The organism is Pseudomonas sp. A1230 (assembly GCF_044218825.1).
Taxonomy (GTDB): domain Bacteria; phylum Pseudomonadota; class Gammaproteobacteria; order Pseudomonadales; family Pseudomonadaceae; genus Aquipseudomonas; species Aquipseudomonas iridis.
The window spans coordinates 2407389-2433704 of the sequence record NZ_CP162582.1; the positions used below are offsets into that span (position 1 = coordinate 2407389).

The following is a 26316-nucleotide window of genomic DNA, read 5'->3' on the forward strand; positions in this document are numbered from 1 at the left end:
CGCGAGCAGGCTCGCTCCCACAGGTTTGAGTGTTGTGGGGCAGATTGCATTAACAACACAAATCCCTGTGGGAGCTGGCTTGCCAGCGATGGGGCCAACCCAGACACCATCAAAACATCAGATACACCACTACTGAACCAACTGATTGATCTCGATGATCGGCAGCAACACCGCCATCACGATCACCAACACCACCCCACCCATCACCACAATCATCAGCGGCTCAAGCAACGCCGTCATGCCCATCGCCCGGCGTTCAATATCTCGGGACAGGGTTTGCGCCGCGCGCTCCAGCATCGGTGGCAGCGAGCCGGTTTTCTCGCCGCTGGCGATCAAATGAATCAGCACCGGCGGGAACACATTTTCGACCCGCAGCGCCGCGGCGAGGTTGACGCCCTCGCGCACCTTGGCCGTGGCGTCGCTGACGCTCAGGCTCAAACGGTCGTTGGACAAGGTCTGGCGCGCCGCTTCCAAGGCTCTTAATAACGGCACGCCCGCGCCGCCGAGAATCGCCAGGGTCGAGGCAAAACGCGCGGTATTCAGGCCCAGAATAAAACGGCCAATCAACGGCAACTTCAGCACCCGATGATGCCAACTCAAACGCGCCGCCGGGTTGCGCAAATACAAACGCCAACTCCAGAACGCCCCGGCCATGACTGCCGCACACAACCAGCCCCACGCACGAATGAAATCACTGGCCGTCAGCATCGCCAGCGTCAGGCCCGGCAGATCCTGCCGCGCCTGGGAAAACGCGCTCACCACCTGCGGCACCACGTAACTGAGCAGGAAAATCACAATGCCGATCGACACCAACCCGACCACGCCGGGGTAGATAAACGCGGTGAGTATCTTGCCGCGCAGGTTGTTGCGCTCCTCGATGTAATCGGCGAGCCGCTCCATCACTTGCGCCAGATCCCCGGACTCCTCGCCCGCCGCGATCAATGCGCGGTAGATCTCGGGAAAGTCCCGCGGCCGCGACGCCAACGATTCGGCCAGACGCATGCCGCTGCGCACATCGGCACGCACCGCGCTCAGCGTGTGGGCGATGTGTTTTTTCTCGGCCTGCTCGACCGTGGCACTCAACGCGGCCTCCAGCGGCAGGCTGGCGCCGAGCAGGCTCGACAGTTGCCGCGTGGCCCACGCCAGGTCGTTATCCGACAGCCGTGCACTGAACAATCCACCGCCGCCATGCTGGGCGACATTGCTCTCCTTGTGCACTGCCAACGCAGTCAAACCGCGCGCGCGTAATGCGCTGAACGCGGCAGTCTGGCTGTCGGCCTCCAGGTGCCCCGATTCGATCTTGCCAGTGGCATCGGCGGCTTCAAAACGATAACGATTCATCAGGCGTCCCGTGTCACGCGCAAGATTTCTTCAGGCGCGGTGGCGCCGCTGCGAATCCAGCGTTCACCGTCCTCACGCAGGCTGAACATGCCGGCCTTGTTGGCCGCCGCACGCAAGGCCTGCTCCCCTGCCCCTTGGTGAATCAGCGTGCGGATGTCGTCGTCGATACAGAACAACTCGTGGATGCCGGTGCGGCCGCTGTAACCGGTCTGATTGCAGTTCGCGCAACCGACCGGGCGCCAAGTGCCGGGCGCGGTAGGGTCTTCTTCCTTGCATTGATTGCACAGCCGTCGTACCAGTCGCTGCGCCAAAACCCCGAGCATTGAAGACGCCAGCAGAAATGGCTCGACGCCCATGTCGATCAAGCGGTTTACCGCCGACACCGCGTCGTTGGTGTGCAATGTCGCCAGCACCAGGTGACCGGTGAGCGACGCCTGCACGGCGATTTGTGCGGTTTCCAGATCACGGATTTCGCCAATCATGATGATGTCCGGGTCTTGCCGCAAAATCGCCCGCAGTGCCAGGGCAAAGGTCATGTCGATCTTGGCATTGACCTGAATCTGGCTGATGCCCGGCAGATCGTATTCCACCGGGTCCTCCACAGTGAGGATGTTGCTGGTGCTCGCATCCAGCCGCGCCAGCGCCGCATAAAGACTGGTGGTTTTGCCGCTGCCGGTAGGCCCGGTGACCAGCACGATGCCGTGGGGCTGACGGATCAGGTGATCGAGCCTGGCCAATACCTGCGCGTCCATGCCAAGGGTTTCGAGGTGCAGACGCCCGGCCTGCTTGTCGAGCAGACGCATCACCACCCGCTCGCCGTGGCCGGTGGGCACCGTGGAAACCCGAATATCGATCGGCCGTCCCGCAACGCGCAAAGCGATGCGGCCGTCCTGCGGCAGACGTTTTTCGGCGATGTCGAGCTGAGCCATGATCTTGATCCGCGACACCAGCGCACCGTGCAACGCCTTGCGCGGCGAGACCACGTCGCGCAGGGTGCCGTCGACGCGATAGCGCACCACCGAATGGGTTTCGAACGGCTCGATGTGAATGTCGCTGGCCTCATCGCGCGCCGCTTGTGTGAGCAAGGCGTTGATCATGCGGATCACCGGCGCGCCGTCCTGGGTGTCGAGCAGATCAGTGATTTCCGGCATGTCCTGCATGAGGCGATCGAGATCGACCTCGTTCTCTGCGGCACCCACCACCGCCGCCGCGCTGCCGGTATCGGCGTAGGCAGCGGCGAGCAAGCCATCGAGTTCGTCATCGCGCACGCGCTGTATCGTGGTCGCGCCAAACTGCCGCCGCGCTTCACTGATCGACCAGCCCGGCGTCGATGGACACACCGTCAGCACCCCGTCGCGCAACAAAATGCGCTGAGCCTTGGCCCAGGCGTAGGGCAAAGCACTCATCGCCCACCCTCCCCAACGCGAATGATCTCCCCCGTGGCAATACGATCCCCTGTAGGAGCTGCCGCAGGCTGCGATCTTTTGATCTTGATTTTTTCAATGCTGCCAAAGAGCAGGATCAAAAGATCGCAGCCTTCGGCAGCTCCTACAGGGGATAGTGTTTTCATTGCAGGGGCACCGCTTTAATGGTTGCCCTCGGACCTGGGGCCGGCACGCCTTGCGCAGTTGCGGGCAATTGCGGCGCCTGCATGTCCGGCATTGCCCAACTGCGCTCCGGCTGCAAACCGCCCTGCGCGCGGCGCATGAAATCGTAACGATTGAGGGTGATGCTGCGCCCCGCTTCGCTGTCGCGGATGATGTACGGGCGCAGGAACACCATCAGGTTGGTCTTGGTGATCGCCCGGCGCTCGTTGCGAAACAACGCGCCGAGTCCGGGGATGGTCGACAGCCAAGGCACGGCTTCATTGCTCTGGCTGTAGCCGTCCTGCAGCAAGCCGCCAAGCACCATGATCTGGCCGTCGTCGAGCAAAATACTGGTGTCGATTGCACGCTTGTTGGTGACGATGCCCGTCGATGTCGGGCTGTTGGAGGCGCGTTCGTCGATGCTGCTGACTTCCTGATAAATGTCGAGCTTGACCGTGCCGCCCTCGGAAATTTGCGGGCGCACGTTGAGCTTCAGCCCCACCTCTTCACGGGTTACGGTCTGGAACGGGTTGTTGCTGGTACCCCCGCCCCCGGTAACGTAACTGCCGCTGACAAACGGAATGGTCTGGCCGACAAAGATGCTCGCGGCTTCGTTGTCCAGGGTCAGTAGATTCGGCGTCGATAGCACGTTGGTGCCGCCCTTGCTCTTCAAGGCGCGGGCCAACACTTTCAGATCAAGAATCTTGCCGATGCCGGGGATGTCCACGGTGCCGTTGACGTAGCCGAGGTTCAAACCTTGCGGAAGCACGTCGAGACTGGTCTTGCCGCTGAGGTTGATCCCCGAGCCGCCCAGGTTCGCCCCGCCAATCACGCCTTTACCGCCCAGATCGCCGGTCTGCCATTGCACGCCGAATTCGCTGGCGTCGTCCTCGCCGACTTCGACGATCAGGCTTTCGATCACCACTTGCGCACGGCGCTGGTCGAGCAGGTCGATGACTTCACGCAGGCTGCGATACAACGGCTCCGGCGCGGAAATCAGCAAGGTGTTGGTAGTCGCATCCGCCTGGATCGTCACGCCGCCAGCGCTGAAAGCGACGTTCTGCTCGCTGACCTGCGCACCGCCATTGCCACTGGTACCGCCACTGCCCTGCGCGTAACTGCCGCCAGTGCTGCCCGTTGAAGTGGTCGACGTGGTGCCGCTGGTTTGCGTGCTGCTCTGGCCGTTTTGCCCGCCGGAACTGCCGCTATTGCTGCCCATGGCACTGAGCACCGAACGCGCACTGTCGCTGGTGCCGCTGTCGCTTTCTCCGGTGAGCAAACCGCGCAGTGCCTGGGCCAGTTTTGCCGCTTGGGCGTTGCGCAGATACACCACGTGCAGGTTGCTCGGATTGCTCTGCGCGTTGTCGAGTTTGTAGATCAGGTTACGCGCCAGCTCGGTGCGCTCCGGGCTGCCGGCGCGGATGATGATGGTGTTGGAACGCGGATCGCCAATCACCGCGATTTTCTGCGTTGGGTCATTGCCCGGCGCGTCGAGCAGGTCCGCAACCATCGGCGCGATGTCGGCGGCGATGCCGTTCTCGATCTGCACCACATCGGTGTCGATGGCGCTCGGCGTATCGATGCCGGCGATCAACTGTGCGACACGGGTCAGGTTCTCGGCGTAATCGGTGACGACGATGGTGTTGTTGCCGGGGTAAGCGTTGATCGGATTGTTCGGCGACACAATCGGGCGCAGCACCGGAATCAGGTTCACCGCGTTCTCGTATTGCAGGCGAAAGGTGCGGGTGAGCATGCCGTTGCCCACGGGTTTGTCGGCGCTGTAGATCGGCCCGCCAAGCAGCTTCGCATCGGCCTCCGGAACCACTTGCGCAACACCGCCCACATCGACCACGGCAAAGCCCTGCATGCGCAACGCCGACAGCAACATGTCGTACGCCTGACGCGCCGGCACCTGACCTTCCGAGACCAGCGTCAAGTTGCCCTTGACCCGCGGATCGACCAGAAATTGCTGCCCAGTCGAACGCGACAATGCGCGCACCACCGCTTGAATATCCGCCTCGACGAAATTCAGCGTCACCGGTTGATCGCCCAGTGGATTGCTCGGCAACGCAGTGCCGCGTGCAGCACCGCCGCCACGGCTGCGCTCGGTAATGTTATGCAACTGCTTCGGCGCAGGCCTGGCTTGCGCCTGCATGCGTTCGCGGTCGAGCACCGCATCGCCACTGCGCTGAGTGTTGGCCAGCGGCCGGCCGAGTTCGCTGTCGACCAGCAACGGTGGCTGATCTTTCAGCGTGGACGTGTTGCTGCACGCGCTCAATGCCATCAGCAGCAGCGGCAACGCCATGCGCGTCGGTTTGGATCCTGACCCCATCATGAAGCTTCCTTAGCGCCAAGCGCCTGATCCATGCGAACGGTGCCTGACAAAGTGCCGGCAGTGACTTCAGTCGTGGCCGCGTCTGCGCGTTGCAAACGGGCCTCGACCACTTGCAGAGAAAGTTGTGCCGGATGGCTCAGCAGCCAGTCGAGCACCGCGTCGGCCGGCGCGACGTCGAAGGTCAACTGCCATGAACCGGCATCCGCCACCTGTAATTGATAATGTCCGGCCAGACCGCTCGCTTGCAGGGATTGCTCCAGCGACTGGCCGAGACTTTGACCGTCCGGGCGCACGCTGACGTCGCGCAGCACCAGCTCCAGCGCTTGCGTCTGAGCGCGCAACTTCGGCGTTTCGCTTTGCCAATAAGTGATTTTCTTCAGCGGTGGCTGGATCAGCGCGACCCAGACCAGCAGACCGATCACCGCAATTGCCATACCGCCGACCATGCGTTTTTCGCGCAACGCCAACGGCTGCCAACGTGCCTGCAACTGACTGTTGAAGCGCTGCCAGCGTGCGCGGTAAATCGCCAGCGATGCCTTATTCATCTTCTGCCTCGCTGCTGTTGTCTGCGCTTTCGTCAGTGGTCGCTTCGCTGGCCGGGCGCAATGTCCAGCCGTCGTCATCGGCAGTCACGCTGATGCCGGCCTGCGCCAGTGTGGTTTGCCAGTCCTTGTCGTTGCCGGTTCGACGCGCGTCTGCGATCAGACCGAGTTGCAGCGTCCCGTCGACAAACGTCAGACGCTCGACGCTGCCAGCCATGAACGGGATGCCCGTCGCGGCCTGCAGCACCAGTCGATTGAAATTTTGCGAGGGATCGTCCGCTGCGCCTTTGTGCCGCGCCGCCAATTGCTGGCGGGCCTGTTGCAGCGGATTGAGGATCACCGGCAACTCGGGAAACGCCTGCTTCACGCGCTGATTCATTTGGCTTTTGAGCTGCTGCCCCTGACTGGCTTCGCGCGCCGCATAGAGGTTGAGCCCAACCACCCACACCGCCACGGCCAACGCCGAAAACCCGATCGCCCGGCCCCAGCCGCGATGTTCAGTGCCTTGTTGTTGCAGCGCACCGTGCAGACCCCAGCCTGGCAACGGCCCGGTCCAGCGCTGCGCCTCGGCCATCGGCAAGTCAGCACCGGGCGGCGCGGCGTCGCCGATCCAGTGCAACTGCGCGCCCGGTTGCCACAACGTGTGGTCGACGCCTTCATCGAACAGCGGTTGTACCTGCGCCGTCTGCAGACTTTCGCGCAGCAGCAAGTGACCGTCCTGCACGCAAGCGACCGTGCCCGGCAGCACCGGTAAGCTGTAGGCCGCCGGGTACAGGCCGCGCAGGTTCAAACCGGTTTGCTTGAGCATCTGGCCGAGTCGCTGCAAGGACTGCCGCGGCACCCACGCGATCTGCACCCGCCCCGCTGCGTCACGCGGACTGTGGGCAATGTGCATCTCGCTGCTGGCGCCGAGCATCAAGGCTTGCGCCGCACATTGCACCGCTGCGGCGGTCTTGTTGGCCGGCAACGGCGGTAAATCGATACTCGCCAACAGGCTGTCCGCCGGGTGCAGAAAACCCATCAGTGGTGGCTGTTTCGGCATCTGACTCAACTGCTTCAGGCTATGGCGCTCTTCGCGGCTGACCAGGCCCTGACGATCCAGCCAGGCGCAGTTCAATTCACTGTCGAGGTCAAGATCCGCCAAGGGCGGCAGGGCAATTCTCAGCTGATTCATGCACCCACCCGCGACCAAATCACCTGCGGCAGACGATCCTGGCTGCGATGCAGCAACGCATCCAGACTGACCCGCCGCTGCTCGCGACGCGCTTCACCGCGCAGTCGAAACCAGTCGCTGGTGATGCCGACCTTGACGCTGGTGAGTTCCAGACTCGGCATGCGCAAACGGTTGACGAAATCGCCCCGGTTGATGAACCAGCGCCCGGCGTCTCGCTCATTGATCAACGCCTGCGCCCGCTCCAGCGACAAGCCCGGCACATACGCGGCCAACACCGGCGCGGTGGCGGTGTTGCCGTTGATCCAGGTCGTCGCGGGAATCACCGTAACGTATGGTGCAAGCTTGCTGATGACGGCGTCGTTAACTCCCTCGACGCTGCGCAAGTCTTCGAGGTTGCGCAGCATCGGCAGTTTCGGATTCTCAGGCTTTCGCGAAGCGTTGGGTGATGTGGCGCGACCACTGTCGAAGTTGTTCGTGTTGTTGGCGATCTGCGGATTCAACAGTTGCGGGTAGGACGCGATCACGCGCTGACTGATGCGCTGACTCAAACCGGCGCTGATCCCGATCAATTCGCACAAGCGCTCAAACGCCTGAATCTGCGCCTCATCAACACGCTCGTTGGCCACCAGATTGCGCAGGTTGAACTTGCCCTGCTCGTCCTCCAGCCGCCCCTCAAAACCCTGCGCGACAAGCCGTTGCGCCCACGGCTGATCGAGCCGGGTCAACGGATCGCGCTGGCGAGCGTCCCACAACAACTGGCGGCTGATCTCCAAACCACCCTGCACCACCCAGCGCCCCTGCACGCGATGCTGATCGGCCTCCAGCGCACGGGTCGCAACGCTTTGGCGGGTCAACATGCCGGCAGCAATCACCGCCACCACGGCAGCAATCAGCAACGCACTGATAATCGCCATGCCTTGTTGCTTCGCCAGATCCGGCGAATGTCTGTTCATGGCCGGCCTTACAGCTGCCAGGAACCAATGTCGGCATTCACGCCGTCGCCGTCAGGCTGCCCGTCGGCACCAAGCGAGAAGATGTCGATTTCACCGTTGGCGCCGGGATTGAGGTACTGATACGGACGGCCCCACGGATCGTTGGGCAAGCGCTCAAGGTACGAACGCCAGTTACTGTTCTTCGCATCCGCAGGACGCTCCACCAGCACTTTCAAACCCTGATTCATGCTCGGGTAAGTGCCGTGATCGAGGCGATACAACTTCAAGGCCTGCATCAAACCGCCAATATCCTGCTTCGCCGCCGTCGCCCGCGCCTGATCCGGACGATCAAGCACTTTAGGCACCACCATCGCCGCGAGAATCCCGAGAATCACCACAACCACCATGATCTCGATCAGGGTGAAACCCTGCTGGCCACGGGGCATACGCGGCGACTGCTTAAGCGGTTTGAACTGTGCGATATCCATCTCGACATTCCTTGGCTTGATTCGATTCGACGCGCAGTGTTGCAAGAAGATATGTCAGGGATGTTGAAAATCCTCGGGAGTTTTCGTCGTCAAGCCGTCAAGGACGGGGGTTAGCGTCGAGGGCTGTGTTTTCGCTTTGAGCCCTCCATGCGTGCGCCTTCCCGAGAAAGCGGATTTACCCTGATTGAAGTGCTGGTGGCGCTGGCGATTATTGCCGTGGCGATGTCGGCGGCTGTGCGCGTGGCGGGGTTGATGACGCAGAGCAATGGGGTGTTGCGGGATCGATCGATTGCGCTGATTGCGGGGCAGAGTCGGATGGCTGAGTTGCGGCTGGAAGGTCGGTTACCGGTTGGGATGAAGGCTGTTGAATGTGATCAGGGGCGGCTGTTGCTGCGGTGTGAGCAGGTGATTGGTGCGGCGCAGAATGGGCGGTTGCTCAAGGTCGGGATTCAAGTATTCGACCGCAACCAGGACGCGCCACCACTGGCAAAACTCGAAACCCTACTCGCCCACCCCCTGTAGGAACTGCCGCAGGCTGCGATCTTTTGATCTTGTTTTTCAGGATCAAAATCAAAAGATCGCAGCCTTCGGCAGCTCCTACACAGATATCTCAGGCAGCAGAAGCAGCACATATGCCATCACCATCACTGCCAGCCCAGCTCCCAAAGATTTCACAGCCAGACACAACATCCCTGACCAACCCAAAACCCTGTGGGAGCGGGCTTGCCCGCGAAGGCGCCAGGACGGACACCCAATCAATCACCAGGTGATACCGATACGCGCATCCCCCCGGCAATTGCAAATTATCCAACGCCCGATTCACCGCCAGCTCCCCGAGCATGATCAACTGCGCAATCCCCAACAACGCCCGACACCGCAACACCGACACCCTACTCGCGAAGTCCTGCGCGATGGTCCAAACCGAACCAACTATTCAATCGATCCCTTCTGAATCGCCCAGCCCCACCACCGGAACCTGCCACGAAGGCTTTTTCCCACTCTGGTTATCAAACGCACGACGCGCCTCGCGAAAATCCTCGACGTGCTCCACCACCCACGTCCAAATGGGCGACATACGGACCAATAGCTCCATACCCAAAGGCGTCAACTCGTACTCGACATGGGGCGGCACTTGATCCAACTCCCGCCGTATCAGCAGACCATCGCGTTCCAGCGCACGGAGCGTTTTGGTCAACATGCGCTGAGTCACGCCCGTCATCTGCCGTTTGATCTCGGCATGACGCATCGTGCCGTACACACCGAGAGCATGCAGAATCCCCAGTGACCAGCGGCTACCGGCGTGAGCCAGGACTTCGCGCCGCACGCCATCATCGTCTCGTCTTAGCGTCTGGCAGATCGCTTCTGCCTGGCTAAGGGTTTCTTCATCGGTCATTTGTCCCCCTGGTATCACGCGTGTGCCTTCTTCTGAGCGCTGCCCAATCGTGCCAGCATCACCAAATCATACAGACGACGGATTCAGGAGACACCATGACCGAATCGACCCACCCTTCCCCACAATCCATTCTCGTACTTGGCGCCGGCGAACTCGGCCTGCCGGTTTTGCGCAATCTTGCGCGGGTAGCAAAGCACTCGCCCGGCAGCACCATCAGCGTCCTGCTCAGGGATTCGACCATCAACACGCAAATCCCTGAGAAAAAGCGCGAAATCGATGAACTGCGCAGCCTGGGCATTCAGCTGGTCGCCGCAGACCTGGTTAACGATTCCATCGATCAACTGGCCGAAGTGTTCGCAGCATTCGACACCGTCATAGGCTGCGCAGGCATGGTCGCAGGTCGGGAAACGCCGATGAAACTGGCGACAGCCGCGCTCAGGTCCGGCGTGAAGCGCTACTTCCCCTGGCAGTTTGGCGTCGATTTCGAAGTGATTGGCCGGGGCAGCCCGCAGGATTTGTTCGATGCGCAACTCGACGTGCGCGAGTTGCTCCGCGCCCAGGACAAAACCGAATGGGTGATCATCTCGACCGGCATGTTCACCAGTTTTCTGTTCGAGCCGGTATTTGAAGTCGTCGATTTTGAGAACGACACCGTCAACGCCTTGGGCAGCCTCGAAACCAGCGTGACGCTCACGACACCGGAGGACATCGGCAAGCTGACAGCAGAAATCGTTTTCTTCGAACCGCGCTTTCGCAATGAGATCGTGTACCTGTCTGGCGACACGGTGACGTATGGGCAGGTGGCGAGCCTGCTTGAACGTGTGCTGGGACGTCCGTTCACGCGTAACGTCTGGACGGTGCCGTACCTGATGCAGGAACTGGAAAAAGACCCCACTCACCACATCAAAAAATACCGCGCCGTATTTGCCCAAGGCAGAGGCGTGTCGTGGCCTAAAGCGGGGACGTTCAACGAACAGCAGTCGATTCAGGTCACTACGGCGGAACAGTGGGCTCGGGACAACCTGGCAGTCGACTGACGCAAAGAAAGCCCGCCGCTCGCAGGTACAGAAACGCGTACATCGTCTCGGTATTCATCGCGGCTGAAGAGCCAGCGCACTCCCACCTTGAAACACGCCCAAAGGTGGGAGCGAGCCTGCTCGCGAAAGCGCCAGAATGAACACCCAATCAATCACCGGGTGATCCCGACACCCCCATCACTCCGGCAACTGCAAATTATCCAGCGCCCGATTCACCGCCAACTCCCCGAGCATGATCAACTGCGCAATCCCCAACAACGCCCGACGCTGCGACGCCGGCAACAGACTGGCGACGTTCTGCGCGATGGTTTGCGCCGAAGCGAGTGTTTCACTGGCATCAATCAGCAGTTCTTCGTTTTTGTTGTCTGCGGTGACGGCATACATTCCACGGGTTTTACGTGGAGGCGGCGTGGAACCGGGTGGGCAGAGGTAATGGTCGAGGGCGCGGTCGGCGGCTTCGTGGAGTTTTTTTGAGTCGAGGGATTCGTAGGGGGAAACCGGATCGGTTTCGGGGGGGTTGGGTGTTGGTTTGATCATGGTGAAGCTCCTTGATTGTTGGAGCCGCCACATTTCGCTGCGAAACGAAGAGAGGTGGCAGCTGTACGCAGGTTCGCAGACCGGGAATCAAGGAACCCGGCATACCCTAAGGTATCCCGCGCACAGCCGCCATAAAGCACCGTTGCCAAAAGTGGCAACGTTTCGGAGCGCTGTGCGCCTTGATTGATCCGGGCTGCGAAACCCGATCGCTGATTCGTCAGCGACCGAACCACAATAGAACCCGCCCCCAAGGCGCACAAGCCGGCGGATTCTGGCGTAGCTGTAGGCAAAGGCGCAAGGATATGTAGCCTGAGAGAGTGACTGGAGATGTCTTTTTAAACGTTGGCGTTTATCTGGACCTCATTCCGGCTCGGACCCCACGACATATCCGTCCCCGCCTCAACAGACGAAAGAAAATGGCCGAGGTTGCGAGACAACAGCGAGGATCACTGCGATAAAAAGCTTTTTCATTCTCACGGCATCGGAGGTAGAAACGATTGGGCAATAGATCTGATGATCTTTAAATAACTCCATTCCTACTCCGGGACAGTATTCAAAGAATGCAGATGTATTATTCAGATTTTATAAAAGCCCCCGTTTGATTTTTTAACCAGTCTTAGCAAGCGGACAGGCATCGCAAGTCTGACAGCAATCCTTTCCAAGCATGATTTCCCAGTAGTGTTTTTCTTCTCGCTCCCAATCTTGTAACGCAAACACCAACTCGGCTGCTTGCGCACCGTGATTAGCACATTTTCGAAGCGACTTGAGACGTTGCTTGCCAGAACTGCTGCAAAAGCACCGCCTTCTCTGATTGGCGACCTTTTTTGTTGCCTCCCACACACGGTATAAACAAGCCCCCTGATAGATCAACTCCAAGACCGCACGGCCATTTGAATGACGTCGTTTGACCGAAAGCTGATGAGATGAAAGCGCGCTTACAATTTTATCCCCCAGTACGCTGGCCGCAGCCTGAGCTCGTAACTGATGGCGAGCTGCGCCACCATGTGCCCATGCCTTGTCGTTAGGCCATTTGCGCTGCAACCTAGCACGCTCCTGAAGCTTCAGAAACTTGTAGACGGTCTCCATCCATACGCGAGCGGTATCCACGTCCTCAATCTTCAATGATTGGACCGGTGAATAGCTTAGGCAGAAGGTACCGTCAGAATTGATGTGCCGCTCGGGACAAAATGCTGGTAGATGTTCGGCAATTTTCTCGCGGACAGAAACTACGCCATCATAATCCCGGAGTTCTAAGCTGTAAGGAATTGTCCTCCCATCAACAAGTTGAATAGGCAGGCTCAAGTCGCCTACTTGATCCCGAGACTGAACACAAATGCCCCCGAAATCGGGAGCGATTTGTGTCAGTAAGATTAAAGCCTCACTCAACGCGATTCCCTTTCGCCAATAACAAGGGCCATATATGGTTCGACCACTCGCTCATCTGACTTGATGATTGATGGAGTTCCAGTATATGCAGCAGCGCGTGCCTGCTTCGCCGAATCATCTCCGTCGTCAGCCAAAGCCTCAGTAGCCTCCACATAATTGAGATTGGCTACCTTTTTTCGAGAACCGAACAACTTCTGCACCGCCGCAGAAGCCGCGTCATATGCGGCTTGGCCGATGGCACTTTCATCCCCCTTACAGGCGCACTGGCGGCTCTCAGATTCCACAACTTTTCGTCCGATCGCACAACGAACACGATCACCCTTGCGGCCCAGGCGAGTCACAGCAATAGGACCCAAATCAAAACCAATTGCCAAGCCGAGACTGCCTGTTTCGTAATCCGATTCCTTCAGCCTTTCAATGGAAAGATTGAAGCTGCTGCGCAGTGCGCCTGCGAGGCGAGTCGCATCCGAAACCGACTTTTCTTCGTCAGTATTTTGCGCCGTCCCATCGCAGGTGAGGGCTTGGATACAGTCGCCAATGAATCGCACTCGACGCCCTTTGAAATCAGAGGTGACTACCCGCTCCATTTCCGCACGAAGCACATGCAGCGTTCGAACCACATCTTCAGCATTTTCGTCGATATTATCGGCGACGTAAGACGTGAAGCCGTCGATATCAGCGTACAAGCTAATCATCTCCTGACGCTTAGAGTTGCCTGGCGTCAGGGCTAAGATATCCATGTCACTAAGCGGCGGTGTCTGGCGAGAGAACTGAAAGTTACCGATGGGATTGTTACTCAGATCTTCACGCCACTCTTCGATGATTTCCTCCGCAGTCACATCGAGCTTCGCCGCGTCTTGGCAAACTTTCACTTCCTCTTTGGTGAGGGGCGACTTTTCGGGGAAATCCTTCTCATCAAGGTCGATAGCTATTCGAGCAGCATTGGTGAGATAGATACCGCGAGTGGAATTGTTACTCGCTAGCTTAGCCGCATGATTCGCTGGATCCCCCAAGAACAATGGCTCACGGTAACCATTACGGCCGTTATTGACAGCCAGAGCCAAGCCGCTATCGATACCAATGCGCACCTTCGCTGCCGGAATTTGCTGGTCATCGTCCCCAGTCTCAGCTAATACATCGACGATAAGTTGTGCGGTGGCCACCGCACGCTGCACCCGCTTTTGCTCGGCACTCGCCTCACTGTTATAGGGTTTTGTGAATAGTGCGTGCAGCCGCTGACTGTGAAAGTCCACACGCCGACCATCAACACGGTCCAATATACGTTTCACCGCACGGTAGTGCTGATCTAGGAAACGCAGCGTGCGCTTATGGCAGTCTGTACCTTCAACTGCCGTAATGTTCAGCATGTCAGTTAAATTTTGGATATCTGCATAAAGGTGAACACCATCAACCCGATATGCAACGTTCGTTGGGATAGACTCCAACGACATGTCGCGGGTGTAGTTCTTGATGGTGACACTCTCTACGTCGTTCAGCTTCTTGTTGATGTGCTGAAGCGCCCGATCATGATTCCAGTTTTTGCTCATAATCCTCTCCCGAACGGGGACGCATCGGGCGCCCCTCAATGCAAGCGGTGTAAGTAAGGTCCTTGGAAATCACTTCGGGCCCAGCTCATTGAAAATTTCACGCATCTGATTGCAAGCCGGGCCAAGGCGAGAACTCAGATCCTGTACCTTTCGTGTTGAGTAGCCAATAGTGGTGATACCTTTGAGATCCGATGGAAGTCGGACCTCATCGCCCCTAGGCTCGACAAGGAAGGAACGACTGCGACCGAGCCTGCCTACGAACATGCCCAGCTCGAAAATGACATTGTCACGCGGTGCAAACTGATTCTCGTCGCGGCTTACAACCAGGTCATCAGGTGTGACGATCGCGATTGCGAAATCGCTTTCATCAAGCTGATCCTCAAGACTCTCGAGAGCATACTGAGAGGCCCTGAACGTACCCTCTGTCCAGATCTTCACGAAGAACTTGTCGTGGGCAAAGTGGTTTTCAATCTCGCGCGCTACCGGAAGGGCTTCAGTCGAGCAAATGATGAATACAAGAGCTGCTTCATGAGAGGGGCGCACATGTTGGTTACGCTGAGTCAGCCGTTCAACGAGCTGTTTGGTCACATGGCGCCACACCGAAGGGTGATTATCTGCAACACTTTTGAAATCAGTAGCTGCCACTTTCAATACTAGTGTGGGTTCAGTAGCGATTACCGTTGCCGAACGTGTCGCTGTAGGAACTAGTGCGGACATCTCCCCCACATGATCCTGCGGCCCACGTACCGCAATCGCACGATCATGAACTCTCACCTCCACTGAGCCAGTAAGGATGAAGTAGACCTCTGTATCGCTATCACCTTGCGTGATGAACTGACAACCGCTTTGAAGCTCGACCAATTCACCGACCTCCGCGAGACGGGCGGCTAGATCCTCTTTACCCAAAATTAATCGTTGTTCCTGAAGCACTTCTACCAGCAGGGCGCGACCATCCGCCCCCTTGAAGCGGTCAATCATTTGAGGAGCTGTCATCTTTTTATCCTTATAAAAGTTAGCACTGCATCACCACAAAATATATATGGGGATGGCAAATGGCCTTTCAAGAGGACAAGTCAAAAAAATGTCTAAATTAAAATATGGCGCCAATTATATGACTATCTGCCGTGCATTGGCTTACGCTGCTATCGAGCCAAAAGCTCGCACGACAGAGTTTCAGTCACTTTTTCAGTGACGCAAAAAGGGTAATAGATTGCTGAGATTTTAAGAGGAGCCGCTCCTTGGCGGCATCGTCTTCAAGAGGAACCTACCAACACATATATAGGTTTCAGCGGTTCCGGATAGTTTGAGATGGGCGTAATCTCATTAATTGGGCTGAACTACAAAATTCCTTTTCCGCTCTCTTTTTGTGCGAAAGCACCAGAACCGACACCCCAGCAGGCACGACCCGACTGAGACGCAAAAAAATGAAGACTTCCTCTTCAATTCAAGGCCTCACCAACCTCGGCATCTCCACCCCCTCCACCAACCTCTCCACCCCCAACCTTACCCTCTCCCCACCCTGCTCAATCACCACTCCATCCCCTTCCACCGCCACCAACTTCACCCCAGGCCCAACCTTTTCCCCCTGCAAAAAACTACGCGGCGGCCCATCATTCAAACTCAGTATCGCCACCGCCCCCCGACTCCCCGCCATCACCCCGCTCACCTTGATATCCACCGGCGCGGTTTGACTGGAAAACCACTGCAACGCCGGGCTATCACTGCGCGCCGCCAGCAATTGCGGGGCCGCTGCCGGGGTGTGGGATTCGGCGGAGGTCAGCAGCAGCGACGACCATATCGCCACGCCGACCAGCGCGGCGAGCAGCGCGAGTGCCTGGACCATTTGGGGCGGGGAAAAGCGTGCGGTGAAGGTCATGGGTTGAATCTCCTTTTTATCCCTGCTGCCAGCCTACGCGGCAATTCTCTCCGTTTTATTTCACACGCCTTACATGTTGGCCGTGCACGATGACTTCCGACGCAAAGGAGCGCGCAATCGATGAACGTGGTCAAGCAACAGGGTTTTACGCTGATCGAGTTGATGGTGGTGCTGGTGATCATCGGTATCGCCAGTGCGGCGATCAGCCTGAGTATCAAGCCCGATCCGTTGCAGTTGCTGCGCAAGGATGCCGAGCGTGTGGCGCAGTTGCTGCAAGTGGCACAGGCCGAGGCCCGCGCGGATGGTCGGCCGATTGTGTGGGTGAGTGATGCCAAGGGGTTTCGGTTTAGTCGGCGCAGTGACAGTGGCAAGGGGTTTGATCATTTCGCGCAGGACCCGCAATTGCGCCCACGGCAGTGGCAGAGCCCGAAACTGGAAGTGCGCGTGGAGCCCAGACAGAAAGTCGTGCTCAACGCCGAGTGGATCAATCCGCCGCTGCAACTGACTTTGTCCGACGGTTTCAATCGCCTCAGCGTGCTGCGCGACGGCGCCGGCCGGATCAGTGTGCAATGAGAAACCAACAAGGTTTTACCCTGATTGAGGTGATGGTCGCGATTTTGCTGATGGCGGTGGTGAGTCTGATTGCCTGGCGGGGGCTGGACAGTGTGACGCGGGCGGACAGTCATTTGCAGGCCAGCAGTGAGCAGAGTGACAGCCTGTTGCGGGCGCTGAATCAGTTGCAGCGGGATGTGGAGATGCGCGCGGGGATTGAGTTGACCGAGCCGAAGAAGGTCGGCGTGGATGATGAGCCGCCAAGCGCGCCCCCTGCCCTCACCGTGCGTAGCAGTGACAGTACGGGGTTTCGGCTCGACATCATTCGTACGGCGGCTGATCAGCCGGGGGCTTTGCAGCGGATTCGCTGGTGGGTTAAGGGCGGCACGTTGTATCGGGCGGTGGCTGAGGCGCGGAGTCGGTATCCGTTGCCGGCGCCTGGGAATGGGGTTGCGGTGTTGAACGACGTTAGCGATGCGCAGGTGCGGGTTTGGGAGGTGGATAAGGGTTGGCGGCAGTTGAGTGGTAATCGGCGGGAGGATCCGGCGGGGTTGGAGATTCGGTTGACTCGGCAGACGCCGCAGGGGGTGGAGAAATATCGGCAGGTGATTGGGCCGTTGGACTGACACGCGCCTGCTCTGCAGATTATCCCCGTTACCGCCGGAGATCCCTGGAGCTGCCGAAGGCTGCAATCTTTTGATTTTGTTTTTCAGAAGCAAGATCAAAAGATCGCAGCCTTCGGCAGCTCCTACATTGGGATCGGGTGCACCTGCCAAAAAACTGGTGGCTTGCAGGCCGTCTTCGCGAGCAGGCTCGCTCCCACAGTGGGGTTGGGTGAGGCCAGTTGGGGATTGGTTGGCTGTGAGGCCGCTATCGTTGGCAAGCCAACTCCCACAGGGATTGGGTGCATGTGCTGAAGATGGGTTGGCTGGCAGGCCGTCTTCGCGAGCAGGCTCGCTCCCAGAGAAAAGCAAGCAACACACCGACCCGCTTCGCTCCTCACCACTCAACAGGATGAGCGCAAGCTCGGCTGCCGCTCTTGATCTTGATTCACGGGCGACGTCGGGAGGCTGAGTGGAGGGATTCATCCGGGGAGGACATCGAAAGGAGGTGCAGCGAAGCAAACCGGAATCGATGCCCCGGATGGATTCCGGAGCGAAGGAACCCCGAGCTTTAGCGAGCGGGCCGGACGTTGGAGCAAGCTTTTTTGGTTACTTTTTTCTGGGCCGGCATTCCGGGCGTCTGGAAAAAGTGACCCGCCGTAAGGGCGGAACCCTAAGCAGCCGTTACCGCAGCAACGGATATGTACTCCCAAAGCCCAAATAAAAACCAGAATCAAAAGATCGCAGCCTTCGGCAGCTCCTACATCAGGATTGGGTGTGGCCTGTTTGAAATTGGTTGGCTGTGAGGCCGCCATCGCTGGCAAGCCAGCTCCCACAGAAAAGCAAAAGCAAGAGCAGCGCACACCGCCTCCGCTCCTCACCACTCAACAGGATGAGCGCAAGCTCGGCTGCCGCTGTTGATCTTGATTCACGGACGACGTCGGGAGGCTGAGTGGATGGATTCCGGAGCGAAGGAACCCCGAGCTTTAGCGAGCGGGCCGGACGTTGGAGCAAGCCTTTTTGGTTACTTTTTTCTGGGCCGGCATTCCGGGCGTCTGGAAAAAGTGACCCGCCGTAAGGGCGGAACCCTGGGCCGCCGTTACCGCAGCAACGGATATGTACCCAATCAACCCCACTAGCTCAAAACAACAACACCGCCCGGCAGCTCGGTGCATTTAACGCCATAAGCATCGCGAATCAGCATCGCGACGCCAGCGAGTTGATCAAGACTGAACCGCGCCTGAACCCGGCGTTGGCCAAGCTCGCGGTTGAGCAGTAGCAACATCCCCGGCCGATACCGATTAATCTCATCAATCATCTCGCTCAGCGTCGCACCGTTGAACACCAACACCTGCTGCCGCCAATTCATCACAGCCGCCGTATCAACGCTCTGCACACTGCCAACCCGCCGCGCGTCATAAGTCACTTGCTGCCCCGGTTCGAGGCGCAGGCTTCGGCCTTCCACGTCGACTTCCACCGCGCCATCAAGGCAGGTCACGCAAACTTGCTGATCAGTGTTGCGCAGGTTGAAACGTGCCTGACTGGCGCGCAACCACCCTCCTCCAGCCTGCATCGCCAAGGGCAGACGTGCGGTCTGCACCTCGACTTCGCCGCTGACCAGCTCAAAACCCTGCACACCGTCAGACACTGCACGCTGATTGATCCGCGTCTGGGTGTTCAGCTCCAGGCTCACACCCTGCGCCGGTTCGACGCGGCGCTGCTGGCCGACTTCGGTGATGTAGTCGGCACCGAGCCCTTCGAAGCCACCGGGGATGGTCCCGCGTACCAGCAAAAATGCCGCCGACGCAGCAATGGCGCCGCCGAGAAAGGCGCGTCGCCCAAACCCACGTGGTGCCTGCAAACCTTGCGCCGCCGGTTGCAACAAATGCCACAGCGCTTTGGCGTCCTCAAAGGCGCGGGCATGCTCGGCGCTCTGCGCGCACCATTCGCGCAGTGCACGGGCATCGGCCACGGTGGCGCGGCCGGAGGTCAGCAGGACCAGCCAGTCGCGGGCTTCGCTGTGCAGATTGTCGGCCGCCGATGGCTCGGCAGGTGTCAGTCGAAAGATGTTCAAACGCGCAGATTCTCAACGAATTGATCGGGCACTATTCAGAAGACGGTTTTCCGGCCCCGCGACCGAACCGCTGAAACACTTTTCTTTCCAGTTTCGCTGCGCAGAAGCCCAACGCGGCCTTGATTTCCTTCTCGACCATGCGCGTGGAAATGCCGAAGCGCTGGGAGATTTCCAGGTGCGGCGCCTCTTCCAGACGCGCCGCGATGAAGATCTTCCGCCGCCGTGCCGGCAGTTCGTACAACGCACTGAGCAGCGACTGGATTTCCTTCTGCCCGCCCACCACCCGCGCAGGGTCCAGCGCTTCGTCGCCGATTTGCAGCAGCTCCTCGACTTCTTCGCCGGTGAGCAGCCGCGCGTCGGCCTGACGCCGGTCTGCGGCGATGTTCAGGGCCATGCGATAGAGGTAGGCGTTCGGCCGCAGCAGGTTCGGCGGCGTCTCCATGCGGTCGACCCGCAGGTAGGTTTCGTGCAGCACGTCGTTGGCCAGATCCTCCGAACCGAGACGCCTGCGCAGGCGCACCCGAAACTCCTCGTAGGACGTCAGGAACAGTTGGACCATCGAACCTTGTCCGGTGTCTTTCATCCCCCGGAAACTCCTTCCCATTTAGTGCATTCCATGCGTTTTCCTGACGACTCCGGTAACAACAGCAACGTGACCGGCTGACGCAAGGCACTGGGCGTCGGCCGGTCGATCCTGAGATTGCGAAAGCTTTCCACCAGCGCGGTATCGCGCCGTGCATCTCCGGTCGAGGTGAGCAACCGGTTGTGTTGCACCACGCCGTCGCGCCCCACCCACACCTGCAACACCGCGCGGTAATTGCCCGGGCGGGTCAGCGGTGAACGACACAGGTTGCGCTCGATGGCGGTTTGCACTGCCGTGGCGTAACTGCGGTTGACCGCGATGCTGGCGGGGGTCGGTTTTTCCAGCGTCGCCGGCACATCCTCGACCTGCGCCACTTGCAAGGTGAATGCATCGTCACGGGCATAGCGCGCCATCAAGCCACTGCCACCGAGTAAACGGCGCAAAGCGTCAGCGGCGGTGTATTCGCCATCAACCGCCAAGGAACGTCTGCCGCGACTCAATTGGCTGTCGACCAGCACCGCAACCCCCGTGGCGCGGCTGTACTGATCCAGCGCCGCGGCCAGATCCTGCGCGGGAATATGCAGCGTCATGCGCAGGTCCGCCGGCACGGGCGCAGCTGTCGCATTGCCTGCCAGCAAGCCAAGCAGCAGCCCCAGCGTGATCTGGCGCACAAGTGTCGTTGAACGCTGAAGACCGTCCCTGGAACTGCCTCGCTGCACGGCCGACGTATCCCTGAAAATCGTCATCCTGAGGGCTGTTTATGAATCTGGTGTGACGGGCGGTGCAAAAAAACCATCACGGGAATTGCGCGCGGCGTGCACTAGACTCATTCCATAGCGCGGCCCCTTCGGGTCGGCCAGGAGGCCTGCATGAAATCATTGTGGAAAATCACCTTCGGCGGACTGTTGCTGAGCCTGTTCGGCAGTGCCCACGCCGAGCAGCGGCTGGGTTGCGTGGATGTGACCGTCGGTGGCTACAAGGCACCGAATTACGATTGCCTGAGTCAGCAGATGGGCAACAACCCGGAAGGCGCTGTGGCGGCGCAGAAGAATCAAGAAGCGCTGAATGTGCCAGTGAACAAACGGCCGCCGAATCAGGTTGGCCTGGCAACACCGGCGGCGACCAGCACGCGGATGGGCAATACGTTTGGAACGTCGGTGAAACCGCAGCGCCCCCCTCAGTGACATTGATGAACCGATGACACCAATGACACCAATGACACCAATGTAGGAGCTGCCGAAGGCTGCGATCTTTTGACTTTGCCTTTAAAAACAAGATCAAAAGATCGCAGCCTTCGGCAGCTCCTACATTGATTGTGCTCATGCTCCGGATGGTGCTAATCGCTGGGGGTTTGACGAAAGCTCACCGCCAGCCGATTCCAGCTGTTGATGGTGGTCACGGCCACCGTCAGGTCGACCAGTTCGCCTTCGTTGAATTGCTCGCGTGCCAGTTGATAGACGTCGTCCGGCACATGGCTTTCCGAGAGCAGCGTCACCGCCTCGGCCCACGCCAGCGCCGCGCGTTCGCGGGGGTTGAAGAAGTCGCTGTCGCGCCAGACCGCAATCGCATACAACCGCCGATCACTCTCCCCCGCCCGCCGCGCATCGACCGAATGCATGTCGGTACAGAACGCGCAGCCGTTGAGCTGCGATGCGCGGATCCGGATAAGTTGCAGCAACGGCTGCTCGATGCTCAAGTTACCGGTCAGTGCCTCCATGGTAATCATGGCTTTCATGGCCTTGGGCGAAGCGTTGTAGTAATCCAGGCGCGGGGACATGGGGTGATCTCGGTAAGCGCAATAGTTGCCTCAAGGTATGCGCTGCCACAGCGGCGTTACAGCCCCAATTCCACGAAAATTGGCTACACCACTACCCTCTGCCTCTACACAGATCCCCAGTGGGAGCGAGCCTGCTCGCGAAAGCGTCAGATCAGTCAGCCCATTGTTGTATGACACACCGCATTCGCGAGCAGGCTCGCTCCCACAGGGTTAAGTGACCAATTTCGGGTTTTTGTGGTGCGCAACTATTGCCGACCACGCAACAGCGGTAATCTGCCCGGCACACCAAATAGCCCCCGGAGCCTCGTCGGTATGGAACTTCACGTCGTGATCAACGGCCGCAAGGATCTTGCCGGTCAGTTGTATCAGCAACTGCGCGAGGCCATCGAATCCGGACGCCTTGCCGCCGGCACGCAGCTACCGCCCAGCCGTCTGCTGGCCGAACAACTGGGTATTTCGCGCAAGACCATTTCCGACACGTACGCGCAGCTGACGTACGAAAACTTCCTCACCGGCGTGATCGGCAAAGGCACCTACGTCAATGCGCGCCCGGCGCAAGTCCAGCACAAGCAAAGCCACACCGAGCTGGCCGGTGCAGAGGTGATCGAGAGTTGGCGCAACTTGCCGGTGTTCCTGCGCCATCCGACGCTGCAAGGTTCGCTGCGCTACGACTTCATCGGTGGCGCCACCAGCAAGGGCCAGTTCCCCCATGACGACTGGCGCCGCTGCGTCTCCCACGCGATGCGCCAGATGGCCGCGTCCAAAGGTTTCTACAGCGTGCCCGAAGGCCTGCCGGCGCTGCGCAATGCGATTGCCCGGCACATCGCGTTTTCTCGCGGGGTCAACTGTCAGGACGAAGACATCGTGGTGTGCAACGGCGCGCAACAGGCGCTGGACCTGATCACTCGCGTGTTGATCAGCCCCGGCAGCCTGGTGGCGATGGAAGATCCCGGTTATCCGCCGGCACGCCTGTTGTTCGGCACCCATGGCGCCGAGGTGGTCGGTATTCCCGTAGATGCCGAGGGGATACAGGTCGAACACATCCCTGATGGCACGCGGCTGATTTATGTCACGCCGTCGCATCAGTTTCCGCTGAGCATGCCAATGAGCCCGGCGCGCCGCGAAGCCTTGCTGGCTCGCGCGCATGAACTGGGGGCGATCATCATCGAGGACGACTACGACAGCGAATTTCGCTATGAAGGGCGTCCGACCGATTCACTGCATAGCCTCGACCAGCGCGGCATCGTTGCCTACGTCGGCACCTTCTCCAAGACCCTGCTGCCGGAGCTGCGCCTGGGTTACGCGATCCTGCCGCCATCGATCCTCGAAGCGGTGATCCGCGCCAAGCAACTTACCGATCTGCACGCCTCGACCCTGCCGCAATGGGCGCTGGCCAAGTTCATCGCCGAGGGCTGCCTGCTCAAACACATCCGCCGCTGCCACACCATTTACGCCCAGCGGCGCGAACGGATTCTGGCGCGCATGGCCAGCGATCTGTCGCCGTGGCTCGAGGCCGTGCCGCCCAGTGCCGGGTTCCATATGGCGGCGTTGTGCAAGGTGCCGATCGACCTGCCGCTGGTGATCGAACTGGCGAAAAAAGTCGAGGTCGGGCTGTATTCCATTGACGGTTTCTATTACCAGCAGCCCGTGCGCAGCGGTTTGTATTTCGGCTTCGGCGCCATCGAGACCCTCGACATCGATATCGCCCTGGATCGCCTGCGCGACATTCTGCAACAAGTTGCCTGAATGATTGGTCTCGGCGATTAACCGCCGATTGGTTATTGGTGATCGACAGGGGCAGGCCTATTCTGCACAGGCGTTATCCCTCAATGAGCAGGATTCGTCCGGCCTGATTCAGGAGTGTGAGTAATGTCCAACGAAGTGATCAACACGGTGCAACTGCAGGCTGCCGCCGGCCGCTCGGATGAGCTGGGCAGGCAACTGCAGAAAATCGTCGACACCCTGCGCGAAACGCCGGGCTGCGATTCCTATCTGGTCGACCGCTGCCCCGAAGACAACCACCGCTGGACGGTCAGTGCGCGATGGCAGTCGGAGGCGGCAATGCAGGCGCATTTCAACCGGCCCGAGGCGCAGGGGTTTATCGACCTGATCGACAGTCGATTGGCCAACAGTGTGGATTTCAATAGTTTCCCCATCGTCTGATCTGACGCCATCGCTGGCAAGCCAGCTCCCACAGGGTTTCGTGCCGTTCATTAATCATATGAACGACACAAAAACCTGTGGGAGCCTGGCTTGCCAGCGATGGCTTATCTGGAAGCGCTGAAAATCCACAGATTGGTCACCCGATCTTCCCGAATATTGGCCGTTTGCATGCCCCTTTGCGCGGACTACTGTGATTGCACCCCCCAATCATCACAGGTAACCCGCCATGAAAGCCCTGCCCCTGTTCACCGCTGCCCTCGCCCTGAGCCTTTGCGCTTCTGCCGCTTTCGCTCATGACCCATCCGAGAAAATCACCGTCCTGCAAGACCAGATGCTAAAAAATGTCCCCGGCAAAAAAGCCATGATGATCGAAGTCGATTACAAACCGGGCCAGTCGTCCATCGCCCACAAACACGAGGGCACTGCCATGGCCTATGTGCTGGAGGGCGAAGTGATTTCCCAGGTCAAGGGCGAAGAAGCAGTCACTTACAAGAAGGGTCAGTTCTGGTACGAACCGGCCGGCTCCGAACATCTGCTGTCGAAAAATGCCAGCCAAAGCAAACCGGCGAAGTTGCTGGTGTTCATGGTGCTGGCCCCGGATGAACAGGTGTTGATCCCGCTGAAAAACTGATGGCTGTTTAGTCAGCCATAAATAAAAAGGCGCAAATCGACAATCGGCGCCTTTTTATTTCCCGCAGTAATTACCCGCAACGGGTTACAGCAAATGAAACTATTCAAGGCGTTTTAACCCGGCAAAGGGTCAGCCCGGTGGGTTTAGTCTGGATCAACTGTCGCCATGAACGACATTGAAAACTTTCCGACTGATGTTGTTTCACGGGAGAAACACCATGAAACTTGCGCTCACCAGTGTATTAGCGATATCGGTTTTAGCCCTGTCAGCCTGTTCGATTCCCACCGCCCCCAGAGCGGTTTCATCACTGGACACTCTGCTTCCTCACCCAACCGGCCGCAGCAGCGCCACCCTGGTAAAAAGTGGCCCCGGCGTTTCGCTCGGCGTGGTCTACAGCCCAAGCACCCAGACCAACCGCGAATACCTGCGCGGCTATCAGGCCAACGCCGGCACCGGGTTCGGCCAAAGCCTGCTGGTGCAATCGATCCATGACGCCTACGTCGCCAGTTCGAAACCGGACATGGCGGTTGACTGGGTCAACGCATCCCTGCAGCGTCAGTTCGGGTCGGTGACGGTGTATCCGGACATGCAGAGCCTGCGTGCGGCCAAGCCTGATGTGGTAGCCATCGTCGATACCCATAGTCAATTGATCACGTCACGCAGTTCCGACATCAAGGCCGACGTCAGCGCCGATTTTTATGACGCCCAGTTAAGCTATATCGCAACGGCAAAGGGCTCCGCGGCAAGAGAACTGACACCACTCTGGGCGGACTTCAAACGTTCGGAAGAAATTGTTGCGGATATTAATCAGCAGCAGGATGTGCAAACAAGCGCTCTGAAAAAATTCGACCAATCGCTAAACAACGTGTTGAAACCCGCTGTAAATACCGTATCAATGCTGCAAAACAACTAACGCCACCGTTAACAGGCAACGCCTCTGCCTGGATGATAAGCAGAGGCGATGCTTTTTAACGCGCGCAACATCACAAAAGAATTCGCAAGCCGATTACACCAGGTAACTTCTTTACAAGTTATGCCAAGCCGTTAACGTAATCTTCACTCGCGCAATAACAAGTAACCGTTCCAGGCTTTTAAAAAACTCAATGAATTGCATACTGTCGATGCAATACAGAACTTAAACCCAACCAAACAAGGACGAACCCATGGGTATTTCCAATAGCCGATCTTTTCTGGCAAAAATCAAATTCGATGATGCTGACATCGTATTCTTCGACAAACATCCTTTCGGCAAAAACTACGAGTTCCGCAAGAGCCACATCACTACATCCCACGGCCCCGAAAAATCCGGTGACGCCCTGGCCAGCTACTCTCCAGCGAGGTGGGATGGCCCGGACTACGCTTACTTTATTGGCCACGACGATTACACGTACAAGATACAATTCCGCAGCGGCACAAACCATGCGTTGTATCTCGGTGCCGGTGTCAAAATCGGCCATCCTCTCGGAGCCTTCACGGAATCGAACACCACAGGTTCTTTCGCACTGTTCGATGCCAATTTGAATGTCGTCACCCTGGATGACATTACAACAAACAATGCCAGCGTTTATTTGAAATTGAATCAGGGCGATTTCATTAAAAGGCAAGTGCTCGACGATAAGGTCTACACTTTTAGCGGGCAACAGGGGACTCTGGTCAAACTCAACATTGAAATCGTCGAACGCGGTTTTGATGACCTGGCGAACTACGGATTCTCGCGCTCGGCGCAACAATTCCTGAGACTGGATTCGAATTAAAGTTCG

Annotated in this window: 28 protein-coding genes and 1 pseudogene; 10 read left to right on the forward strand and 19 right to left on the reverse strand. The window is 58.7% G+C overall.

The window, feature by feature from the left end:
• Positions 1-129: 129 nt before the first annotated feature.
• The 8 genes from gspF to gspG are packed head-to-tail and all read right to left on the reverse strand — an operon-like array spanning position 130 to position 8398.
• The gene (gspF, locus tag AB4P97_RS11290; protein ID WP_047301596.1) at positions 130-1341 is read right to left on the reverse strand and encodes a type II secretion system inner membrane protein GspF; all 1212 of its coding nucleotides are present in this window, start codon (positions 1339-1341) and stop codon (positions 130-132) included.
• A complete protein-coding gene (gspE, locus tag AB4P97_RS11295) occupies positions 1341-2747 on the reverse strand; it encodes a type II secretion system ATPase GspE (RefSeq protein WP_273875515.1) in 1407 nt (468 codons plus the stop codon). Before gspE ends, gspF begins: the two co-directional genes overlap by 1 nt.
• Complete coding sequence (locus AB4P97_RS11300; protein ID WP_232392237.1) at positions 2744-2911, reverse strand: hypothetical protein; 168 nt, start codon at positions 2909-2911, stop codon at positions 2744-2746. The genes gspE and AB4P97_RS11300 overlap by 4 nt, the downstream gene beginning before the upstream one ends.
• Complete coding sequence (gene gspD, locus AB4P97_RS11305; protein WP_395602659.1) at positions 2908-5262, reverse strand: type II secretion system secretin GspD; 2355 nt, start codon at positions 5260-5262, stop codon at positions 2908-2910. The genes AB4P97_RS11300 and gspD overlap by 4 nt, the downstream gene beginning before the upstream one ends.
• Positions 5259-5807: a type II secretion system protein GspM gene (gene gspM, locus AB4P97_RS11310; protein ID WP_395602660.1), complete on the reverse strand. Its 549-nt coding sequence runs from the start codon at positions 5805-5807 to the stop codon at positions 5259-5261. The genes gspD and gspM overlap by 4 nt, the downstream gene beginning before the upstream one ends.
• Positions 5800-6978 (reverse strand): type II secretion system protein GspL, encoded by a 1179-nt coding sequence (gene gspL / locus AB4P97_RS11315; protein ID WP_395602661.1) that lies wholly within the window; start codon positions 6976-6978, stop codon positions 5800-5802. Before gspL ends, gspM begins: the two co-directional genes overlap by 8 nt.
• Positions 6975-7931, reverse strand: a complete 957-nt coding sequence (gene gspK / locus AB4P97_RS11320) for a type II secretion system minor pseudopilin GspK (protein WP_395602662.1) — start codon at positions 7929-7931, stop codon at positions 6975-6977. Before gspK ends, gspL begins: the two co-directional genes overlap by 4 nt.
• Before the next feature lie 8 nt (positions 7932-7939).
• Entirely contained in the window at positions 7940-8398 is a 459-nt protein-coding gene (gspG, locus tag AB4P97_RS11325) for a type II secretion system major pseudopilin GspG (protein WP_042559465.1), read from the reverse strand.
• Positions 8399-8545: 147 nt separating this feature from the next.
• On the opposite strand from gspG, the gene gspI reads away from it, so the two are divergent.
• Positions 8546-8920 carry a type II secretion system minor pseudopilin GspI gene (gene gspI, locus AB4P97_RS11330; RefSeq protein WP_395602663.1) on the forward strand — a complete coding sequence of 125 codons (375 nt, stop codon included), beginning with the start codon at positions 8546-8548 and terminating at the stop codon, positions 8918-8920.
• 268 nt (positions 8921-9188) lie between these two features.
• Here gspI and AB4P97_RS11335 read toward each other — a convergent pair.
• Both AB4P97_RS11335 and AB4P97_RS11340 read right to left on the reverse strand, forming a co-directional pair.
• Positions 9189-9329: pseudogene (locus tag AB4P97_RS11335) on the reverse strand (DUF6124 family protein); the annotation flags it as partial.
• Between the two features lie 3 nt (positions 9330-9332).
• Positions 9333-9791 (reverse strand): winged helix-turn-helix transcriptional regulator, encoded by a 459-nt coding sequence (locus AB4P97_RS11340; protein ID WP_395602664.1) that lies wholly within the window; start codon positions 9789-9791, stop codon positions 9333-9335.
• Positions 9792-9886: 95 nt separating this feature from the next.
• On the opposite strand from AB4P97_RS11340, the gene AB4P97_RS11345 reads away from it, so the two are divergent.
• Positions 9887-10828 (forward strand): aromatic alcohol reductase, encoded by a 942-nt coding sequence (locus AB4P97_RS11345; protein ID WP_395602665.1) that lies wholly within the window; start codon positions 9887-9889, stop codon positions 10826-10828.
• A 177-nt stretch (positions 10829-11005) separates the two neighbouring features.
• Here the strand turns inward: AB4P97_RS11345 and AB4P97_RS11350 are convergent, their stop codons facing one another.
• The 5 genes from AB4P97_RS11350 to AB4P97_RS11370 all read right to left on the reverse strand — a co-directional run bounded on the left by AB4P97_RS11350 (position 11006) and on the right by AB4P97_RS11370 (position 16174).
• Positions 11006-11365: a DUF6124 family protein gene (locus AB4P97_RS11350; RefSeq protein WP_115147042.1), complete on the reverse strand. Its 360-nt coding sequence runs from the start codon at positions 11363-11365 to the stop codon at positions 11006-11008.
• 606 nt (positions 11366-11971) lie between these two features.
• Complete coding sequence (locus AB4P97_RS11355; RefSeq protein ID WP_395602666.1) at positions 11972-12751, reverse strand: E2 domain-associated cysteine-rich protein; 780 nt, start codon at positions 12749-12751, stop codon at positions 11972-11974.
• Positions 12748-14298 (reverse strand): transcriptional regulator, encoded by a 1551-nt coding sequence (locus tag AB4P97_RS11360; RefSeq protein WP_395602667.1) that lies wholly within the window; start codon positions 14296-14298, stop codon positions 12748-12750. Before AB4P97_RS11360 ends, AB4P97_RS11355 begins: the two co-directional genes overlap by 4 nt.
• A gap of 69 nt (positions 14299-14367) precedes the next feature.
• Complete coding sequence (locus tag AB4P97_RS11365) at positions 14368-15291, reverse strand: TIR domain-containing protein (RefSeq protein ID WP_395602668.1); 924 nt, start codon at positions 15289-15291, stop codon at positions 14368-14370.
• Between the two features lie 451 nt (positions 15292-15742).
• Complete coding sequence (locus AB4P97_RS11370) at positions 15743-16174, reverse strand: type II secretion system protein N (RefSeq protein ID WP_395602669.1); 432 nt, start codon at positions 16172-16174, stop codon at positions 15743-15745.
• A gap of 120 nt (positions 16175-16294) precedes the next feature.
• On the opposite strand from AB4P97_RS11370, the gene gspH reads away from it, so the two are divergent.
• Together gspH and AB4P97_RS11380 are read left to right on the forward strand one after the other, a co-directional pair.
• A complete protein-coding gene (gene gspH / locus AB4P97_RS11375; protein WP_115147046.1) occupies positions 16295-16747 on the forward strand; it encodes a type II secretion system minor pseudopilin GspH in 453 nt (150 codons plus the stop codon).
• Positions 16744-17352 (forward strand): prepilin-type N-terminal cleavage/methylation domain-containing protein, encoded by a 609-nt coding sequence (locus AB4P97_RS11380; protein ID WP_395602670.1) that lies wholly within the window; start codon positions 16744-16746, stop codon positions 17350-17352. Before gspH ends, AB4P97_RS11380 begins: the two co-directional genes overlap by 4 nt.
• A 1111-nt stretch (positions 17353-18463) precedes the next feature.
• Here AB4P97_RS11380 and AB4P97_RS11385 read toward each other — a convergent pair.
• From AB4P97_RS11385 to AB4P97_RS11395, 3 genes are read right to left on the reverse strand one after another with little or no spacing between them, the layout of a single operon-like run.
• Positions 18464-19402, reverse strand: coding sequence for a DUF4880 domain-containing protein (locus AB4P97_RS11385; RefSeq protein WP_200615479.1), 939 nt, complete (start codon positions 19400-19402; stop codon positions 18464-18466).
• Positions 19403-19433: 31 nt separating this feature from the next.
• Positions 19434-19985, reverse strand: coding sequence for an RNA polymerase sigma factor (locus AB4P97_RS11390; RefSeq protein ID WP_395602671.1), 552 nt, complete (start codon positions 19983-19985; stop codon positions 19434-19436).
• Positions 19982-20647 (reverse strand): secretin and TonB N-terminal domain-containing protein, encoded by a 666-nt coding sequence (locus AB4P97_RS11395; RefSeq protein WP_395602936.1) that lies wholly within the window; start codon positions 20645-20647, stop codon positions 19982-19984. The genes AB4P97_RS11390 and AB4P97_RS11395 overlap by 4 nt, the downstream gene beginning before the upstream one ends.
• Before the next feature lie 207 nt (positions 20648-20854).
• Between AB4P97_RS11395 and AB4P97_RS11400 the strand changes: the two genes are divergently transcribed.
• Positions 20855-21169 (forward strand): hypothetical protein, encoded by a 315-nt coding sequence (locus AB4P97_RS11400; protein WP_395602672.1) that lies wholly within the window; start codon positions 20855-20857, stop codon positions 21167-21169.
• A gap of 152 nt (positions 21170-21321) precedes the next feature.
• On the opposite strand, the gene AB4P97_RS11405 is transcribed toward AB4P97_RS11400, so the two are convergent.
• Complete coding sequence (locus AB4P97_RS11405; RefSeq protein WP_115147052.1) at positions 21322-21762, reverse strand: carboxymuconolactone decarboxylase family protein; 441 nt, start codon at positions 21760-21762, stop codon at positions 21322-21324.
• A gap of 312 nt (positions 21763-22074) precedes the next feature.
• Here AB4P97_RS11405 and AB4P97_RS11410 point away from each other — a divergent pair, with 312 nt between their 5' ends.
• The 5 genes from AB4P97_RS11410 (at position 22075) to AB4P97_RS11430 (ending at position 26310) form a co-directional block, all read left to right on the forward strand.
• Positions 22075-23508, forward strand: coding sequence for a PLP-dependent aminotransferase family protein (locus AB4P97_RS11410; RefSeq protein WP_261735708.1), 1434 nt, complete (start codon positions 22075-22077; stop codon positions 23506-23508).
• 123 nt (positions 23509-23631) lie between these two features.
• The gene (locus tag AB4P97_RS11415) at positions 23632-23925 is read left to right on the forward strand and encodes a putative quinol monooxygenase (protein WP_042559480.1); all 294 of its coding nucleotides are present in this window, start codon (positions 23632-23634) and stop codon (positions 23923-23925) included.
• Between the two features lie 226 nt (positions 23926-24151).
• The gene (locus tag AB4P97_RS11420) at positions 24152-24556 is read left to right on the forward strand and encodes a cupin domain-containing protein (RefSeq protein ID WP_042559481.1); all 405 of its coding nucleotides are present in this window, start codon (positions 24152-24154) and stop codon (positions 24554-24556) included.
• Positions 24557-24773: 217 nt separating this feature from the next.
• Positions 24774-25469 (forward strand): ATPase, encoded by a 696-nt coding sequence (locus AB4P97_RS11425; protein ID WP_042559482.1) that lies wholly within the window; start codon positions 24774-24776, stop codon positions 25467-25469.
• A gap of 250 nt (positions 25470-25719) precedes the next feature.
• A complete protein-coding gene (locus AB4P97_RS11430) occupies positions 25720-26310 on the forward strand; it encodes a hypothetical protein (RefSeq protein WP_395602673.1) in 591 nt (196 codons plus the stop codon).
• Positions 26311-26316 lie beyond the last annotated feature (6 nt).